Origin of the sequence: Ferrovibrio xuzhouensis, assembly GCF_042648965.1 — a bacterium.
GTDB lineage: Bacteria > Pseudomonadota > Alphaproteobacteria > Ferrovibrionales > Ferrovibrionaceae > Ferrovibrio > Ferrovibrio xuzhouensis.
In genome coordinates, this window is record NZ_JBHRYJ010000001.1 from 1,212,167 (window position 1) to 1,228,797 (window position 16,631).

At 67.9% G+C, this 16,631-nt stretch carries 16 protein-coding genes; 8 read left to right on the forward strand and 8 right to left on the reverse strand.

Features of this window, described 5'->3' with window-relative positions:
- Nucleotides 1-75: 75 nt before the first annotated feature.
- From ACFOOQ_RS06020 to ACFOOQ_RS06030, 3 genes are all read right to left on the reverse strand, one after another.
- On the reverse strand, nucleotides 76-1,575 hold the full coding sequence (locus ACFOOQ_RS06020; protein WP_379722994.1) for a CoA-acylating methylmalonate-semialdehyde dehydrogenase: 1,500 nt from the start codon (nucleotides 1,573-1,575) through the stop codon (nucleotides 76-78).
- Nucleotides 1,576-1,684: 109 nt separating this feature from the next.
- A complete protein-coding gene (locus tag ACFOOQ_RS06025; RefSeq protein WP_379722997.1) occupies nucleotides 1,685-2,749 on the reverse strand; it encodes an NAD(P)H-dependent flavin oxidoreductase in 1,065 nt (354 codons plus the stop codon).
- 116 nt (nucleotides 2,750-2,865) lie between these two features.
- Nucleotides 2,866-4,074 carry an acyl-CoA dehydrogenase family protein gene (locus tag ACFOOQ_RS06030; protein ID WP_379723000.1) on the reverse strand — a complete coding sequence of 403 codons (1,209 nt, stop codon included), beginning with the start codon at nucleotides 4,072-4,074 and terminating at the stop codon, nucleotides 2,866-2,868.
- A gap of 190 nt (nucleotides 4,075-4,264) precedes the next feature.
- On the opposite strand from ACFOOQ_RS06030, the gene ACFOOQ_RS06035 reads away from it, so the two are divergent.
- The 3 genes from ACFOOQ_RS06035 to ACFOOQ_RS06045 all read left to right on the forward strand — a co-directional run bounded on the left by ACFOOQ_RS06035 (nucleotide 4,265) and on the right by ACFOOQ_RS06045 (nucleotide 7,119).
- Entirely contained in the window at nucleotides 4,265-5,359 is a 1,095-nt protein-coding gene (locus ACFOOQ_RS06035; protein ID WP_379723003.1) for a quinone-dependent dihydroorotate dehydrogenase, read from the forward strand.
- 66 nt (nucleotides 5,360-5,425) lie between these two features.
- Nucleotides 5,426-6,427: a GlxA family transcriptional regulator gene (locus tag ACFOOQ_RS06040; protein WP_379723006.1), complete on the forward strand. Its 1,002-nt coding sequence runs from the start codon at nucleotides 5,426-5,428 to the stop codon at nucleotides 6,425-6,427.
- A gap of 17 nt (nucleotides 6,428-6,444) precedes the next feature.
- Complete coding sequence (locus ACFOOQ_RS06045) at nucleotides 6,445-7,119, forward strand: DJ-1/PfpI family protein (RefSeq protein WP_379723009.1); 675 nt, start codon at nucleotides 6,445-6,447, stop codon at nucleotides 7,117-7,119.
- Between the two features lie 15 nt (nucleotides 7,120-7,134).
- Here ACFOOQ_RS06045 and ACFOOQ_RS06050 read toward each other — a convergent pair whose 3' ends face one another.
- The 5 genes from ACFOOQ_RS06050 to ACFOOQ_RS06070 all read right to left on the reverse strand — a co-directional run bounded on the left by ACFOOQ_RS06050 (nucleotide 7,135) and on the right by ACFOOQ_RS06070 (nucleotide 11,751).
- The gene (locus ACFOOQ_RS06050) at nucleotides 7,135-8,496 is read right to left on the reverse strand and encodes an NAD(P)H-dependent oxidoreductase (RefSeq protein WP_379723012.1); all 1,362 of its coding nucleotides are present in this window, start codon (nucleotides 8,494-8,496) and stop codon (nucleotides 7,135-7,137) included.
- The gene (locus tag ACFOOQ_RS06055; RefSeq protein ID WP_379723015.1) at nucleotides 8,493-9,293 is read right to left on the reverse strand and encodes a phytanoyl-CoA dioxygenase family protein; all 801 of its coding nucleotides are present in this window, start codon (nucleotides 9,291-9,293) and stop codon (nucleotides 8,493-8,495) included. Before ACFOOQ_RS06055 ends, ACFOOQ_RS06050 begins: the two co-directional genes overlap by 4 nt.
- On the reverse strand, nucleotides 9,256-9,996 hold the full coding sequence (locus ACFOOQ_RS06060) for a GntR family transcriptional regulator (RefSeq protein ID WP_379723018.1): 741 nt from the start codon (nucleotides 9,994-9,996) through the stop codon (nucleotides 9,256-9,258). The genes ACFOOQ_RS06055 and ACFOOQ_RS06060 overlap by 38 nt, the downstream gene beginning before the upstream one ends.
- Before the next feature lie 94 nt (nucleotides 9,997-10,090).
- Nucleotides 10,091-10,801 (reverse strand): CBS domain-containing protein, encoded by a 711-nt coding sequence (locus ACFOOQ_RS06065; protein ID WP_379723021.1) that lies wholly within the window; start codon nucleotides 10,799-10,801, stop codon nucleotides 10,091-10,093.
- Nucleotides 10,802-10,920: 119 nt separating this feature from the next.
- Entirely contained in the window at nucleotides 10,921-11,751 is an 831-nt protein-coding gene (locus tag ACFOOQ_RS06070; protein ID WP_379723024.1) for a helix-turn-helix domain-containing protein, read from the reverse strand.
- Between the two features lie 222 nt (nucleotides 11,752-11,973).
- On the opposite strand from ACFOOQ_RS06070, the gene cysG reads away from it, so the two are divergent.
- Genes cysG through ACFOOQ_RS06095 form a run of 5 tightly spaced genes read left to right on the forward strand, consistent with a single transcriptional unit; the run spans nucleotide 11,974 to nucleotide 16,631 of the window.
- A complete protein-coding gene (gene cysG / locus ACFOOQ_RS06075) occupies nucleotides 11,974-13,368 on the forward strand; it encodes a siroheme synthase CysG (protein WP_379723026.1) in 1,395 nt (464 codons plus the stop codon).
- 13 nt (nucleotides 13,369-13,381) lie between these two features.
- A complete protein-coding gene (locus ACFOOQ_RS06080; RefSeq protein ID WP_379723029.1) occupies nucleotides 13,382-13,690 on the forward strand; it encodes a DUF2849 domain-containing protein in 309 nt (102 codons plus the stop codon).
- Between the two features lie 19 nt (nucleotides 13,691-13,709).
- Entirely contained in the window at nucleotides 13,710-15,368 is a 1,659-nt protein-coding gene (locus ACFOOQ_RS06085; protein ID WP_379723033.1) for a nitrite/sulfite reductase, read from the forward strand.
- The gene (locus tag ACFOOQ_RS06090; protein ID WP_379723036.1) at nucleotides 15,355-15,870 is read left to right on the forward strand and encodes a DUF934 domain-containing protein; all 516 of its coding nucleotides are present in this window, start codon (nucleotides 15,355-15,357) and stop codon (nucleotides 15,868-15,870) included. The genes ACFOOQ_RS06085 and ACFOOQ_RS06090 overlap by 14 nt, the downstream gene beginning before the upstream one ends.
- Nucleotides 15,867-16,631, forward strand: coding sequence for a phosphoadenylyl-sulfate reductase (locus tag ACFOOQ_RS06095; RefSeq protein WP_379723039.1), 765 nt, complete (start codon nucleotides 15,867-15,869; stop codon nucleotides 16,629-16,631). Before ACFOOQ_RS06090 ends, ACFOOQ_RS06095 begins: the two co-directional genes overlap by 4 nt.

A 16,631-nucleotide genomic window follows, 5' to 3' on the forward strand; every position in this document is an offset into this window, starting at 1 on the left:
GAGGTCGGGGGGTCCGCACAAATGCAACGGGCGGCAGGTTACCCTGCCGCCCGCGCGAAGCAAACAGTCGGCGTCTTACTTCATGGTCGGCATGATGAATTCGGCCCCCGAACGGATGCCGGTCGGCCAGCGCGCGGTGACCGTCTTGATCTTGGTGTAGAACTTCACGCCCTCGGGGCCATGCTGGTTGGTGTCGCCGAAGGCCGAGCGCTTCCAGCCGCCGAAGGTGTGGAAAGCCAGCGGCACCGGGATCGGCACGTTGATGCCGACCATGCCGACCTGCACCCTGGCGGCGAAGTCGCGGGCGGCATCGCCGTCGCGGGTGAAGATGGCGACGCCATTGCCGAATTCATGCTCGGTCGGCAGCTTGGCCGCTTCCTCGAAGCTGTCGGCGCGCACCACGCTCAGCACCGGGCCGAAGATCTCTTCCTTGTAGATCTTCATCGATGGCTTGACGTTGTCGAACAGGCAACCGCCCATGAAATAGCCGTCCTCGTAGCCCTGCAGCTTGAGCCCGCGGCCGTCGACCACCAGCTTGGCACCCTCGCCGATGCCGTGATCGACATAGCCCTTCACCTTGGCGAGATGCTCCCTGGTGACCAGCGGCCCCATCTCGCTGTCCTTGTCGGTGCTGGGCCCGACCTTCAGCGCGCGCACCCGCGGCGCCAGTGCCTCGACCAGCTTGTCGGCGGTGCCCTTGCCGACCGGCACGGCGACCGAGACCGCCATGCAGCGCTCGCCGGCCGAGCCGTAGCCGGCACCCATCAGCGCATCGACCGCCTGGTCCATGTCGGCATCGGGCATGATGATCATGTGGTTCTTGGCACCGCCCATCGCCTGCACGCGCTTGCCGTGCGCGGCGGCCGTCGCATAGACATACTGGGCGATCGGGGTCGAGCCGACGAAGCTGATCGCCTGCACGCGCGGATCGGTCAGCAGGGTATCGACCGCTTCCTTGTCGCCGATCACGCAGTTGAGCACGCCGGCCGGCGCGCCGGCCTCCAGCATCAGCTCGGCCAGCCGCAGCGGGCAGCTCGGGTCCTTCTCGGAGGGCTTCAGCACGAAGGTGTTGCCCGCGGCGATGGCCACGGCGAACATCCACATCGGCACCATGGCCGGAAAGTTGAACGGGGTGATGCCGGCGACGACGCCGAGCGGCTGGCGCATCGAATAGACGTCGATGCCGCGCGCCACGCTGTCGGAATACTCGCCCTTCAGCAGATGCGGGATACCGCAGGCGAATTCCACCACCTCGAGGCCGCGCTGCAGCGACCCCTTGGCATCCGAGACCACCTTGCCATGCTCGTTGGCGATCAGGAGTGCGATCTCGTCGGCGTGGCGTTCGCACAGCTCCTTGAACTTGAACATCACCCGGGCGCGCACCAGCGGCGAGGTGGCGCTCCATTCGGCGAAGGCGCGCTGGCTGTCGGCGATCACCGCCTCGACCTCGGCCTTGCTGGCCAGCGGTGCCCTGGCGCTCACTTCGCCGGTGGTCGGATTGAAGACGTCGAGAAAGCGGCCGGAGGTCCCCGCCACCTTCTTGCCACCGATGAAATGCTGCAGCTCTTTCGCCATTACACGCTCCCTGAAATTGACCGGACGGTCAGGCCTGTCGGTATGTCCCGCCGACTCTACCGGCGAGCCCGGCGATGGCAAGGCCCGGTGAGGGATTACAGCGCCGCTTCTACAGATCCTGGACGAGCGCTGCGCGGGCCTCCGCCATGATGCGCTGCAAAATCTCCGCGGCCGGCGCGGCGCGGGCGAGGCCGGCGGCCTGGCCGGCCCATAGCGAGAGGTATTCCGCGCGGCCGGCCTTTGCTGCCGCCGCGCGCATGCCGCGGCTCATCGCATTGGCGACCGGATAATCGGGGATGTCGTCGCCGCTGCCGGCAAGTTTCTCCAGGAAGGCATTGCGGATGCCGCGCGCGGAACGGCCGGAAAACGCCCGCGTCAGGGTGGTGTCATGCACGCCCTCGCCTTGCAGGGCCGTCCGGTAAGCCTGGTTCAGCCCGGCCTCGTCGGCCAGCAGGAAGCCGGTGCCGACGGCGGCCGCCTGCGCGCCGAGGCAGAGCGCGGCCGCCACCCCGCGGCCATCGGTGATGCCGCCGGCGGCGATCACCGGCAGGCCGGTGGCCGAGACGATCTGCGGCACCAGCGCCATGGTGCCGATCATCGACTGCTCGACCGGCGCCAGGAAACTGCCGCGATGGCCGCCGGCCTCGGCGCCCTGGGCGGCGATGGCATCGACCCCGGCGGCCTCCAGCGCCTTCGCCTCGGCCACCGTGGTCGCCGTGCCGACCACCAGGATGTTGCGCGCCTTCAGTGCGGCGATCTCGTCGGGTTTCGGGATTCCGAAGGTGCAGCTGAACACCGGCGGCACTTCGTCCAGCACGACGGCGAACTGCTCGATGAAGCTTTCCTCGAATTTGTTGGGAATGTCCGGTTCGGCGATACCGAGATCAGCATGGGCGGCGGCCAGCATACCGCGATAGGCCGCCATCTTGGCCGGGTCGGCGGTCCAGTTCAGCGGCAGGAACAGGTTGATGCCGAAGGGCTTGTCGCTGGCGGCGCGGATGGCGCGGATGGTGTCGCGCACGACCTGCGGCGTCATGTAGCCGCAGCCGAGCGTGCCGAGTCCACCCGCATTGGACACCGCGGTGGCCAGCGCCGGCTTCGACGCCTCGCCGGCCATCGGCGCCAGCAGCACGGGATGGGCAATGCCGAGGCGACGGCAGAGGGCATTGGGCATGACGGTCCTCGCTTTTTTCTTGCCGCCGGATGATCGCCGGGCGGGCCTGACACCAGTGTGGCGCAGCCCGCCGGCATGGCAAGCCGGGATTTGCCCCCGGCCAGAGCGCGGGAGAGCTAGAGGCCGAGGATCAGCTTCGACATGATGTTGCGCTGGATCTCGTTGGAACCTGCATAGATCGAGACCTTGCGGGTGTTGAGATAGCGCTGGGCGACGCCATCGGCGTAATCCGGACCGATGCTCGGTTCGTTGCCGCCGTCCACCAGCGGTGTGAACGGCAGCATGTAATAGCCGACCGCTTCCGCCGCCAGCTCGGTCACTGCCTGCTGCAGCTCGGTGCCGCGGGTCTTCAGGATCGACGAGGCGGCGCCGACATTCTGGCCGCCCGACAGCCGGCCGAGGATGCGCAGCTCGGTCATCTCCAGCGCCATGATCTCGATTTCGGTCTGCGCCAGCTGGGCGGAAAAAGCCGGATCGGCGATCAGCGGTTCGCCGCCGCCCGCCATCTCGGCGGCGGCCATGCGGCGGATGCGCTGCAGGTTGCGCTTCAGGCTGCCCGAATAGGCATTGCCGCGCTCGAATTCCAGCAGGTATTTGGCGCAGGTCCAGCCCTGGTTCCATTCGCCGACCAGGTTTTCCTTCGGCACCTTCACGTCATCGAAGAAGACCTGGTTGACCTCCTGCATATGCGCGCCCGGCTCGTCGATGGTGACGATCGGCGCCACGGTGACGCCCGGCGATGTCATGTCGATCAGGATAAACGAGATGCCTTCCTGCGGCTTCTTGCCCTGTTCGGTGCGCACCAGGCAGAAGATCATGTCGGCATGCTGGGCCTCGGAGGTCCAGATCTTGCTGCCGTTGCACAGGTAATGGTCGCCCTTGTCCTCGCATTTCATCTGCAGCGAGGCGAGGTCGGAGCCCGAACCCGGCTCGGAATAGCCCTGGCACCACCAGGTCTTGCTGGCGAGGATGTCGGGCAGGTATTTCTGTTTCTGCTCCGGCGTGCCGAACTTCATGATCACCGGCGCCAGCATGCGGGGTCCGAACGGTACCACGATCGGTGCGCCGGCCGACATCATCTCCTGGTCGTAGATATAGCGCTGCGCGGCCGACCAGCCCGGGCCGCCGTATTCCTGCGGCCAATTCGGCGCCAGCCAGCCCTTCTCGTTCAGCTTCTTCTGCCAGCGGATATGCAGGTGCTTGGCGATATAGCCGGTGCGCGTGCGCTTCATGGCGGCGCGCATCTCGACATCGAAATGCTCGGCGATGAAGCTGCGTACCTCGTCGCGGAAGGCGAGCTCGTCCTTGGTGAAATTCAGATCCATGGCGTCCCTAGACCGGTTCTGCCGGCACTGCCGGCCTGCTGTTTTCTGTGCACAGAGACTACCACGACGACGTGCCGATTCCAGCGCAGCCGCCGGCTTTTCGATCACTTTCCGACTTCCGCTGCGGCAGGCTTCTGGTGTGCACGGAGGATGCGCCTATACTCTTCCGCAAGGGAAAGGAAACGCCTGCATGGGCCTGTATCAGTCCGTTGTGCGACCGCTGCTGTTCCGGCTGGACGCCGAGCGTGCCCATCACCTGGCACTGGCTGCCGCGTCAATCGCGGCACCTTTCGCCGGGACCTTGCGCCGGCTGCTGGCGGTCGACGACCCACGGCTGGCCATTGATGTTGCCGGATTGCATTTCCCCAATCCGCTCGGCCTGGCCGCCGGCTTCGACAAGAGCGGCACCGGCATCGCCACGCTCGCGGCGCTCGGCTTCGGCGCCGTCGAGATCGGTTCGGTCTCCATCGATGCCTCGCGCGGCAACCCGCTGCCGCGGCTGTTCCGCCTGCCCGACGACCGCGCCATCGTGGTGCATTACGGCCTGCCCAATGACGGCATCCCGGCGATCGCGGCGCGGCTGCAGCAGACCCGCCTGGCCGTTCCGCTCGGCATCAACATCGTCAAGACCAACCGCGGCCGCGGCGCCGCACCGGAGACGCCGGACCAGATCATCGCCGAATACACCGAGGGCGCACGACTGATGGCGCCGCAGGCCGATTACCTGATGCTGAACCTGAGCTGCCCGAACACCGAGGACGGCCGCGACTTCTTCGCCGATGCCGGCACCCTGCGAGACTGCCTCGCGGCACTGGCAGAACGCGATCTCGCCCGTCCGGTGTTCCTGAAAGTCTCGCCGCTCGGCGGCATCGCCACCATCGAGCGTGTACTGGCGGCAGCCGAACCGCATGCCTTCATCCGGGGGTTCATGTTCAACCTGCCGCCGGTGAAGCCCGACGGCCTGGTGACGCCGCCGGCCGTGTGGCGCGACTGGCCCGGCGCCGTGTCGGGCAGGCCGGCGGCCACGCTCGCCGACGCCAGCATCCGCGCGATGTACCACCGCATGGACCGGCGCCGCCATGTCATCATCGGCGCCGGCGGTGTGTTCAGCGCGGAAGATGCCTATGCCAAGATCCGCATGGGCTGTTCGCTGGTACAGCTGCTAACCGCACTGATCTATGAAGGCCCTTTCGTGGTGCAGGACATCCTCGCCGGCCTCGCCCGCCTGCTGGAGCGCGACGGTTTCGCCCATGTGGCCGATGCGGTGGGCGCCGACATCGCCTGACCATCTGGCAGAATCCGTGCGATCTTTGGCATTCCTGCCACGGCGGGCCCGTGCCATGATCGCCGCATGCCAACCCCGCCGCCGCGCCATATCGTCATCCTGACCTTCCCCGACGGGCTGCTGCTCGATGCCGCCGGGCCGCTGGAGGCGTTCCATGCCGCCGACCTGCTGAGCCGCGATGCGCCGGACGGCAAACTGGGCGCCGCCTATCGCGTGCATCTGGCGAGCCGTCAGGGCGGGTGCTTGCGCATGTCGAACGGCATTCCGGTCATGACCGAAAAGCTGGACGCGAGACTGCTGGCCAGGACCGACACCCTGCTGGTCGCCGGCGGCCCCGGTGCGCGGGCCGCCATCGACGACGCCGCGCTCCATCGCCTGCTGCGCCAGGCGGCCGGCAGGGTGCGCCGGCTTGGCTCGGTCTGCACCGGCAATTTCCCGCTCGCCGGCGCCGGGCTGCTGGACGGCCGCCGCGCCACCGGGCACTGGCGCAGCTGCGGCTGGCTCGCCAAGCGCTTCCCTGCGATACGCTTCGAGGCCGATGCCATCTGGGTGCGCGACGGCAACATCTGGACATCGGCCGGGGTCACCGCCGGCATCGACCTCGCGCTCGCCCTGATCGAGGATGACCACGGCAGCCGGCTGGCGCTGGAAGTGGCGAAGGCGCTGGTGGTCTATGCCCGGCGCGCCGGCGGCCAGTCGCAGTTCTCCGCCCTGATGACCGCCGATGCCACCAGCGACGACCGGCTGGCGCGGCTCGGCAGTCTGGTGCGCCAGCGCCTGCGCGATGACTGGACGGTAGAGCGGCTGGCCGAAGCGGTCGGCATGAGTCCGCGCAGCTTCGCCCGCCATTTCGCCGAAAGCTTCGGCACCACGCCGGCGCAGTATGTCGCCCGTATCCGCCTCGAAGCGGCACGTGCCGCACTGGAACAGACGCACCAGCCGCTTGGCCAGATCGCCCGGCGCTGCGGTTTCGGCTCGGCCGAGACCTTGCGGCGGCGCTTCCACCAGTCCTTCCGCGTCGCGCCGGCCGATTACCGCCGCCGCTTCGGCCACCAGAAAACCGCCTGACCCAAGGAGCCTGCCCCATGCAGATCGGCCTGCTGCTGTTCCCCGCGCTGACCCAGCTCGACCTGACCGGACCCTACGAAGTCTTCGCCCGCCTGCCCGGCGCCAAGGTGCACCTGATCTGGAAAACCATGGCGCCCGTGCATGCCGATCGCGGCATGGCGATCCTGCCGTCGACCACCTTCGCCGACTGCCCGCAACTCGACGTGATCTGCGTGCCGGGCGGGCCGGGGCAGATCGCCCTGATGGATGACGACGAGACGCTGGATTTCCTGCGCCGCCAGGCCGAAACCGCGCAATGGATCACTTCCGTTTGCACCGGATCGCTCGTGCTCGGTGCGGCCGGCCTGCTGAAGGGCTATCGCGCCACCACGCACTGGGCCTCGCATGACCAGCTGGCCGCCTTCGGCGCGATTCCGGTGCACGAGCGCTGGGTGATCGACCGCAACCGGGCGAGCGGCGGCGGGGTGACGGCGGGCATCGATTTCGCGCTGACACTGATCGCACAGATGGCCGGCGAGGCGGCGGCGAAAGCGATCCAGCTCGGCATCGAATACGATCCGGCGCCGCCCTTCAACGCGGGCTCGCCCGAGGGCGCCGGCCCCGAGGTGGTCGAACGCATGCTGCCCGCGATGGCACCGATGCTGGACAAGCGCCGGGCAGCGACGGCGCGCGCCGCCGCCCGGCTGAAGTAGCTCCTCCGCTGCCCGCTATTCTGCAGCTTTGGCGAGATCGCCGGCGAAGCTGCGTTCCATCTCGCGGCGGAACTGCACCGTCTCGTTGCCGGCATCGAAGGCAACGTCGGCCCAGCTGACCGGCTGGCCGGCTTTCACGGCATTCTTCAGGGTCACGCCATGGGCGAGCCCGATCGGCAGGCCGCCGAGTTTCAGCGAGGCCGCCGCCGGCATCAACTTGCCCCAGACGGTATAGCCGCCCTCGCCGTCGAGCCGTTCGCCGGCGGCAAGGTCGCGCTTGGCGGTGGCCACCACGTCACCACGGAAATCGCCGGGACAGCCGGTCGGCTCACCGCGCAGGGCTGCCGACAGCACAGAGACGGAAAGCTCCAACCCGATCAGGTGATAGGGCTTGTACATCGCGCTGTACCAGCCGCTGGCGTCGGTCTTGAGCCCATATTCGGCGAAGCAGCGCCGGACATATTCGTTCGGCGCCTCGAAGGCGACATAGATGCCCCAGCGCAGGTCGCGGAACACCGGCCGGCCATCGCGTTCCAGCGAGGAGATCACCTCGACCTGGCCCTTGTGCTCGAGATGCCCGCCGTCCTTCTTCGGCCGCATTACCATCGGCAGGTCATCGACACCGCAGGCGGGAAACTCCAGGCCGTTGGCTGCCGGCGTGAGCCCGCAGGCATTGGCCACCGCTGCCATCTCGATGCCCGACTTGGTGCCATCGAGGAAGGAATTGAACATCTGGGCGTTGAAGTCACCCTGCGCCACCTGCTCCTCGCTGAAGCCGTAATGCTGCCACACCGTCTGCGGCGTCGCGCCATGATAAACCGGCAGATACTTGGTGCCCTTGCCGGCGGCGATCACGTCGAAGCCGGCCGCGCGCGCCCAGTCGACCATCTCGGCGATCAGGGCCGGCTGGTCACCATAGGCCAGCGAATAGACGATGCCGGCCTCGGCCGCCTTGCGCGCCAGCAGCGGCCCGGCCAGCGCATCGGCCTCGACATTGACCATGACGATATGCTTGCCGTGTTTGCAGGCCTGCAGCACATGGCGGATGCCGGCCGCCGGGCTGCCGGTGGCATCCACCACCACATCGAGGCCATCGGCGGCGATCAGCGCCATGGCGTCTTCGGTGATATGGGTGGCGCCGGTCTTCAGCGCAGTGGCGAAGTCGGGTGCTACGATGCGCGCGGCATCCCAGCCAGCGCGGCCGAGCGAAGCTTTCGCGCGCTCGGGCGACAGGTCGGCAACGCCGAGCAGGTGCAGGCCGTTCAGCCGGCGGGCCTGAGCGAGGAACATGGTGCCGAACTTGCCGGCACCGATCAGGCCGACGCGGACCGGCTTGCCCGCGGCGGCGCGTTTCTGCAGCAGGGCGTAGAGATTCATTCCGCCGCCGCCTTCTGCTGCGCCGCCAGCTCGCGCAGGCAGCCGTCATCCAGTGGCGTGATCGGGGTGAAATCCTGATGCGCGATCCACTCCGCACGCGTCGGCTTGCGGATGTAATTCGAGACGGCGCAGAGCGTGAGGTACACGATCTTGCGCGGGTAGGGCGTGATGTTGCCGGCCGAACCATGCACCAGGTTGCCATGGAACAGCAGCACGGTGCCGGGCCTGCCGGTCGGCGCGACGATGCCACCCTGGTCGACCAGCGTCGAGACCTTGTCCTTGTCCAGTGTCCACAGCGGATAGGAGGTGGTCTCGAGGTCGTGGCCGGCATCGAGCACGCCGTGGCGATGGCTTTTCGGGATGAACATCAGCGGGCCGTTGATCGGCATCACCTCGTCGAGAAAGACCGAGATGTTCATCGCGCGCGGCTCGGGCATGCCGTCATCGCGCGCCCAGGTGCCGTAATCCTGGTGCCACTGCCAGACCTCGCCGTCGAAGGCGGCCTTGGCGTTCACCTTGTACTGATGCATGTAGAGCTGTTCGCCGAACACCTGCTCGACCGGCTGGATCAGCCGCGGATGGCGGCCGAGACGACGGAAGGCCTCGTTGTAGGTATGGGCGGCAAACGCCGTGCGCGGGGCGCCGGACTTCTCGCGCCAGACCTCCTGGCGGTCGAGCCGGTAGACGGCCTCGGCCTCGTCGCGCAGCAGCGCGACCTCCTCGGGCGAGAAGCAATCAGGGATGATCAGATAGCCGAGGTCATGAAATTCGGCGATCTGTTGCTCGGTCAGTTTCATGGCGGTTTCCTCCGGTGGTCTTTTTATCGGTGACGGCGGGCTGCTCTGCGGCAGCCTCGAGATGGGCCGCGAGATCGGCGGCGGCGTGTTCGGCATGCAGGCGCGACAGCGCCTCGGCCGCTGCCCCATCGCCACTGGCGACGGCGGCCAGGATGGCGGCATGTTCGTCCCAGACCTGCGCCGGGCGGTCGCCGCGACGCAGCACGCCGCCCATGGCGCGGCGGATATGCTGCCAGTGCAGCCCGGCGGATTCCTCGATCAGCGGATTGCCGGCGAGGTCATAGAGGAAACGGTGGAAGGCCATGTCGGCGGCGATCATCGCTGCCACGTCCGATCCGGCGGCAGCCTGCCGGCCGGCAGCGATCAGCGCCGGTCCTTCGGTGGCGGCACGCGCGGCATTGGTTTCGGCGGCACAGCGGGCGGCAAGACCGTCCAGCACGCCGCGCACGGCATAGACACGGCGCACGTCGGCGGCTTCGAGCGGCGCGACGATCAGGCCGCGGCGGCCGTTCTCGCGCAGGAAGCCCTGCTTGCGCAGCAGCAGCAGGGCCTGGATCACCGGCTGGCGCGAGACGGCGAGCCGGGCGGCGAGATCTTCCTGGATGATGCGGCTGCCCGGCGCCAGCTGGCCGCCGCAGATCGCATCGAGGATCGCGTCATAGGCCTGCTGGGCGAGATCGGGATGTAACGCCAGACGCTGCATGAGGGCCGGCTCCGCTGTTTGTATACAGAATACAACAACGATGCCGATGCCCCGTCAACCGATAAAAACTCCGCCTGCGGATCACTTCCGCCGGCTATTCCGCCTTGGGGGCCTCCAGCGCCAGGCCCGACATCGGTTCCAGCCAGATCAGGTGGTCCTGCACGTCCTTCACGCCCGGGGTGGCCGCCGCCATCGCCTTCAGGGCGGCGCGCTGGCTCTCCTGGAAGATGCTGCCCCAGAGATGCACGGCGCCGTCGCGCACGATGACATTCACCGAAGCGGTCGGCGCCCAGCTTTCCTTGTTCATCTCGGCGATAATGCTGTCGCGGATGGCCTTGTCGCTGGTTTGCACCGGCTTCACCTCCGCCAGTGCGCCGGCAAACGCGCGCAGCAGGTCGGCGCGGCTAACCAGACCGATCACCTTGCCGCCACGCACCACCGGCACACGCTTGATGCGGTGCTTTTCCATCAGCTTGACCACCACCGCGACCGGCTGGTCCTCGGTGACGCTGACCACATCGGCGGTCATCACGTCGGCGACTTTGCGGGTGTGGCTGCGGGTGTAATCCTCCGCGGTGCCGCCGGGCGACAGGATTGCCTGCAGCCAGTGGGCGTGCGGCGCGGTGCCGAGTTCCTGGCGGCGCAGAAAATCGCCTTCGGTGACGATGCCGGCAAGCGCGCCCCCGGCATCGACCACCGGCAGGCCGCTGATGTGTTTCTGCAGCATCAGGCGGATCGCCTGGCCGACCGTCGCTTCGGTGGAAACCGTCTCCACCCGCGGCGTCATGATATCGGAAACCTTCATGGTCGTTTTCTCCTGACCGGACCTCTGACGAAAACTGTCAGTGACCAGATTAGGGTCCCGGCCGCGCAAAGCGTTGATCACGGTCAAAATTTGAGATGTTTTCCGCCTGCGCGGTCCGCTCAGCCGGCCGCCAGCCGGCGCAGCAGCGCCTCGGTGGCGGCATCGGCGGGAAAGAAGCTTTCGATGCGCAGATCCTGCAGGGTGACATCCTGCGGCGTGCCGAAGGTGGCGATCATGGTCACCAGACTGAACGCCAGCCCGTCCTTCTCGACCCGGAAGGTCAGCACCGGGCCGGGCTGCGCATCCCAGTCGAGGCTGCGCCACAGGGCGTCGACATCGGGGTAGCGCCGCACCTCGGCCAGCAGAGCGGCGGCGGCCGGATTGTCGAGGGCCTCGCGCTGCAGCTGGTGCAGCATCGCCGATGCCACCTCGGCCCAGTTGGTGATGAACGGCCGGCCCTGTTTCGGGTGCAGCGGCAGGCGGATCAGGTTGACGGGCGCGGCATCGCCGGCCGCGCGGTCCGGCCCGAGCAGGAAGCCGATCATGCGATGCGCCGCCGCATTGCCCATCTGCAGGGTCCAGGTGCCGTCGACCACCATGGCAGGGAACGGCTCCTGCTGGCGCAGCAGCAGGTCGAGCGCCATCCGCGCGGGCCCCAGCTGCGGCGCATCGAGCCGGCTTTCGCGATAGGCGGCGGCAAAGCCCGCCACCGTCAGCAGGCGGTTGCGGTCGCGCAACGGCAGATCGAGCAGTTCGCTCAGGTGCAGCACCATCTGCCGGCTCGGCCGGGCACGGCCGGATTCGAGAAAGCTGACATGGCGCTGCGACACCCCGCCGGTGACGGCGAGGTCGAGCTGGCTGAGCCCGCGGCGGCGGCGCCACTGACGCATCAGCAGGCCGAAATCCCGGTCCTGGAAGGTAGTGGTCGGATCGGTGGCGAAACTACCCATGGCGCTGTCCTCCGGAACGGCGAGGTTTGCCGGAAAATCGTACCGAAACAACTGATCGGCGATTACCGGGGAGGTAATGACTGGCCGGTCTATTTAACATTTTATGTTAGTATTATAAGTTATTTAATCACATTTTCACGTATAAATGGATTGACTGTAAATTCTTACTGTTAAATAAATCCCATCACACAAACGGTGTGCCCCAACCGGCGAGAGCCAGCCATGCAGACCTTTCCGAGCTTCCTGATCCTGCGCGACCGCGCCGTCCTCGTTGTCGGCGGCGGCGAAAATGCCGCCCGCAAGATCCGCCTGCTGCTGAAGGCCGGCGCTGCCGTCACCGTAGTTGCCCCCGACGTCATCCCCGAAATCGCCGGCCTCGCTGATGCCGGACAGGTCACCCATCTGGCTGTTCCCTTCTCCCCCTCCCAGCTCGATGACGTGCATCTGGCGATCAGCGCGGCCGGCGGTCCCCTTGACGAGACAGTGGCGCAAGCCACCCGCGCCCGGCGCGTGCTGGTCAATGTGGTCGACCGCGCCGAACTGTCCGATTTCATCGTGCCGGCCATCGTCGACCGCGGCGACATCACCATCGGCATTGCGTCGAATGGCACCGCGCCGCTGCTTTTGGGCCGCATCCGCGCCCAGATCGAACGCCTGCTGCCGGCGCGCCTCGGCGAGCTGGCGACGCTGGCCGGCGAGGCCCGCGACACGGTGTCCCGCGTCATCCCCGAGGCGGCCGCCCGCAAGCGCTTCTGGACCCGCGTGTTCGACGGCGCCGTGGCGGCGAAGGCGCTGGCCGGCGACCGCGCCGGTGCCCGCAGTGCCCTGCTCGCTGAACTGAACAGTCCGCAGGACGCGCCTTTCGCGGGCCTGGTGCAGCTCGTCGGTGCCGGTCCCGGCAACCCCGAACTGCTGACCATCGCCGCCCAGCGCGCACTCAATGATGCCGATGTCATCCTGGTCGACGACCTGGTGGCGCCGGCGATCCTCGATCTCGCCCGCCGCGATGCCGAACGCATTCCGGTCGGCAAGCGCAAGGGCCGCCACAGCATGGCCCAGGCCGAGATCAACGCCCTGATGGCGGCGCAGGCGACCTTGGGCCGCCGCGTGGTGCGGCTGAAGGCCGGCGATCCCTTCGTGTTCGGCCGCGGCGGCGAGGAAGTCGACTATCTGGAAGCCCGCGGCATCGCCGTGCAGGTGATCCCCGGCATTACCGCGGCGCTCGGCTGCGCGGCCAGCGCCGGCATTCCGCTCACCCACCGCGACCTCAGCCATGGCGTCACCCTGGTCAGCGGCCATCTCAAGGCCGGCGCGGAAAGCCTGCCCTGGGCCGAGCGCGCCCGAGCCGGCGAGACCGTCGTCGTCTACATGGGCCTGACCCAGGCCGCCGCGATTCGCGACCGCCTGCTGGCCGATGGCATCGCGCCGTCGCTGCCGGTCGCCCTGATCGAGAACGGCACCCGGCCCGACCAGCGCGTCAGCGCCGGCCGCCTCGCCGACCTGCCGGCGCTCGCCGCGCAGCACGGTGGCGGGCCGGTGCTGCTGGTGATCGGCAAGGTGGCCGCCAGGGCGAAAGCCGATGTTGTCGTGCAGTCGCAGCAGCGGCGCCGCGCGTAAGGGAAACAGGATCATGGCCAAGGCCCCCAAGCTCAACAGCCAGCCGCAGCTGGTCACCGCCAACGACCTCAAGACCGGCGACGTGGTGTATCTCACCCAGTCCGCCGGCTGGAGCCGCCGCATCGACGACGCCAGCATCGTGCCCAATGCCGAAGCCGGCGCCGCCCTGCTGGCCGTCGCCGAGGCGCAGGCAAAAATGAACATCGTCATCGCGCCGTATCTGATCCCGGTCGATACCGCTGTCGCCCCGCCGCGTCCGGTGCAGTTCCGCGAGCGCATCCGCGCCGACGGCCCGACGACCGAAGCCAAACCCGCCGCCTGAGTAAGAACGAGGCCGCCCCATGTATAAGTATGACGAGATCGACCAGACCCTGGTGGACGAACGCGTCGCCCAGTTCCGCGGCCAGGTCACCCGCCGCCTGTCCGGCGCCCTGAGCGAGGACGAGTTCAAGCCGCTGCGCCTGCAGAACGGCCTGTACCTGCAGCTGCATGCCTACATGCTGCGCGTCGCCGTGCCCTATGGCGTGCTGTCGTCGCGCCAGCTGCGCGGTTTGAGCCAGATCGCCTGCAAATACGACCGCGGCCGGGGCCATTTCACCACCCGACAGAACATCCAGTTCAACTGGATCAAGCTGGAGGAGGCCGCCGATGCGCTGGCCGACCTGGCGAAAGTGCAGATGCACGCGATCCAGACCAGCGGCAACACCATCCGCAACACCACCACCGACCAGTTCGCCGGCGCCGCCCATGACGAGATCGAGGATCCGCGCCTGTGGTGCGAGATCATCCGGCAGTGGTCGACCTTCCATCCGGAATTCAGCTTCCTGCCACGCAAGTTCAAGATCGCGGTGACCGGCTCGCCGAACGACCGCGCCGCCGTGCGCGTGCACGACATCGGCCTGCGCATGCACAAGAATGCCGCCGGCGAAGTGGGCTTCGAGGTGATTGTCGGCGGTGGCCTCGGCCGTACGCCCTTCATCGGCAAGACGATCCGCGACTTCCTGCCCAAGCAGGACCTGCTGAGCTATCTGGAAGCCATCCTGCGCGTCTACAACGAGTTCGGCCGCCGCGACAATCTCTACAAGGCGCGCATCAAGATCCTGGTGCATGAGATCGGAATCGAGACGATGCGCGAGAAGGTCGAGGCTGAGTGGCTGACCAGCCGCGACGGCGCGCTGAAGCTGCCGCAGGCGGCGATCGACCAGATCGCCGCGCATTTCGCCCCGCCGGCCTTCGAGGCGCTGCCGGGCGGCATCGCCCGGGAATACGCCGAGGCCTTCCGCACCGATTTTGAATTCGGCCTGTGGGCGCGCCGCAACACGGCCAAGCACAAGCAACCCGGCTACAGCATCGTCACCGTGTCGCTGAAAAAGGAAGGCGCCGCGCCGGGCGACGCCTCGGCCGAGCAGATGGCGGCGGTTGCCGATATCGCCGACCGCTACAGCTTCGGCGAAGTGCGCGTCACCCACGAGCAGAACCTGGTGCTGCCGCATGTCCGCCAGGCCGACCTGCCGGCGGTCTACGCGGCGCTGAAGGCCTATGACCTCGCCACGCCGAATGTCGGCCTGGTCTCCGACATCATCGCCTGCCCGGGGCTGGATTACTGCGCGCTGGCCAATGCCCGCTCGATCCCGGTCGCCCAGCAGATCGCGCTGCGCTTCAGAAACTGGGAACGCGCCCATGACATCGGCGAACTGAAGATCAAGATCTCGGGCTGCATCAATGCCTGCGGGCATCACCATGTGGGTCATATCGGCATCCTCGGCGTCGACAAGAACGGCGAGGAATTCTACCAGCTGACGCTCGGCGGTTCGGCCGACGAGAATGCCGCGCTTGGCGACATCCTCGGCCCGGCGCTGAACGCCACCGATGCGGTCGATGCCATCGACACCCTGGTCGAGACCTACCTGCGCATCCGCCAGGCCGGCGAGCGCTTCCTCGATACCTATCGCCGCACCGGCCTGGCGCCGTTCAAGGAGGCCGTCTATGCCGCTGCTTAAGAACGGGCTGGTTGCCGCCGATCACTGGATTGCCATCGAGGACGAGGCGCCGCTGCCCGAGGGCCGCCCGGTGCTGGTCAGCCATGCGCGCTGGCTGGCTGAGCGCAATACCCTGGCGGCGCGCAAGGCACCGCTCGGCATCCGCCTGCCGAACAGCCTCGATGTGCTGGCATTCGGCCCCGAGGCCGGTCGCTTCGACCTGATCGTGCTGGAGTTTCCGAAATTCTCCGACGGCCGCGCCTACAGCCAGGCCCGGCTGCTGCGCGAACGCTTCGGCTATCGCGGCGAACTGCGCGCCACCGGTCAGGTGCTGCGCGACCAGCTGCGTCTGATGCACCGCTGTGGCTTCGATGCCTATGAATTCGACCGGCCGGACGCCGCCCGCATCTTCGCCGGGGCCCTGCAGGATTTCAGCGCCGCCTACCAGCCGGCGACCGACGGCACCGCCACCGCGCTGGAGCTGCGGCTGCGCCGCCTGCGTAAGCCGGAGGCCGCCGAATGACCGCACTCGCCCCTGCCGTTCCCGTTACCGCGCCGCTCGCCGCCCGCGACCATGCCGGCCTGCTCGACCTGCAGCTGCGTGACCGCACGCCGCAGCAGATTCTCGCAGCCGCGATCCGCGACCTGTTCCCCGGCCGCATCGCGCTGGTGTCCTCCTTCGGCGCCGAAGCGGCCGTCCTGCTGCATATGGTGGCCGGGATCGATCCGGCGACCCCGGTGCTGTTCCTCGATACCGGCAAGCTGTTCGACGAGACCCTGGCCTATCGCGATGCACTGGCCGCCCGGCTCGGCCTGACCGATCTGCGCGTGCTGCGTCCCGACCCCGCCGCGCTGGCCGCCCGGGATGACGGCGGCACCTTGTGGTTCCGCGATGCCAATGCCTGCTGCTACCTGCGCAAGGTCGAGCCGCTGGAACGCGGCCTCAAGGGTTTCGCCGCCTCGATCAACGGCCGCAAGCGTTTCCAGGCCGCCACCCGCGGCAGCATCCCGCTGGTCGAGGCCGATGGCGAACGGCTGAAGTTCAATCCGCTCGCCGACTGGTCGCCACAACAGATCGAGGATTATTTCCGCACCCACGACCTGCCGCGCCATCCGCTGGTGGCGCAGGGCTATCCGTCAATCGGCTGCGCGCCCTGCACCCAGCCGGTGGCCGAAGGCGAGGATACGCGCGCCGGGCGCTGGCGCGGCCAAGACAAAACCGAATGCGGCATCCATGTTTCCCCGCTGCCCCTGCCCGGGCAGATCAGCACACAGGACGAGTAA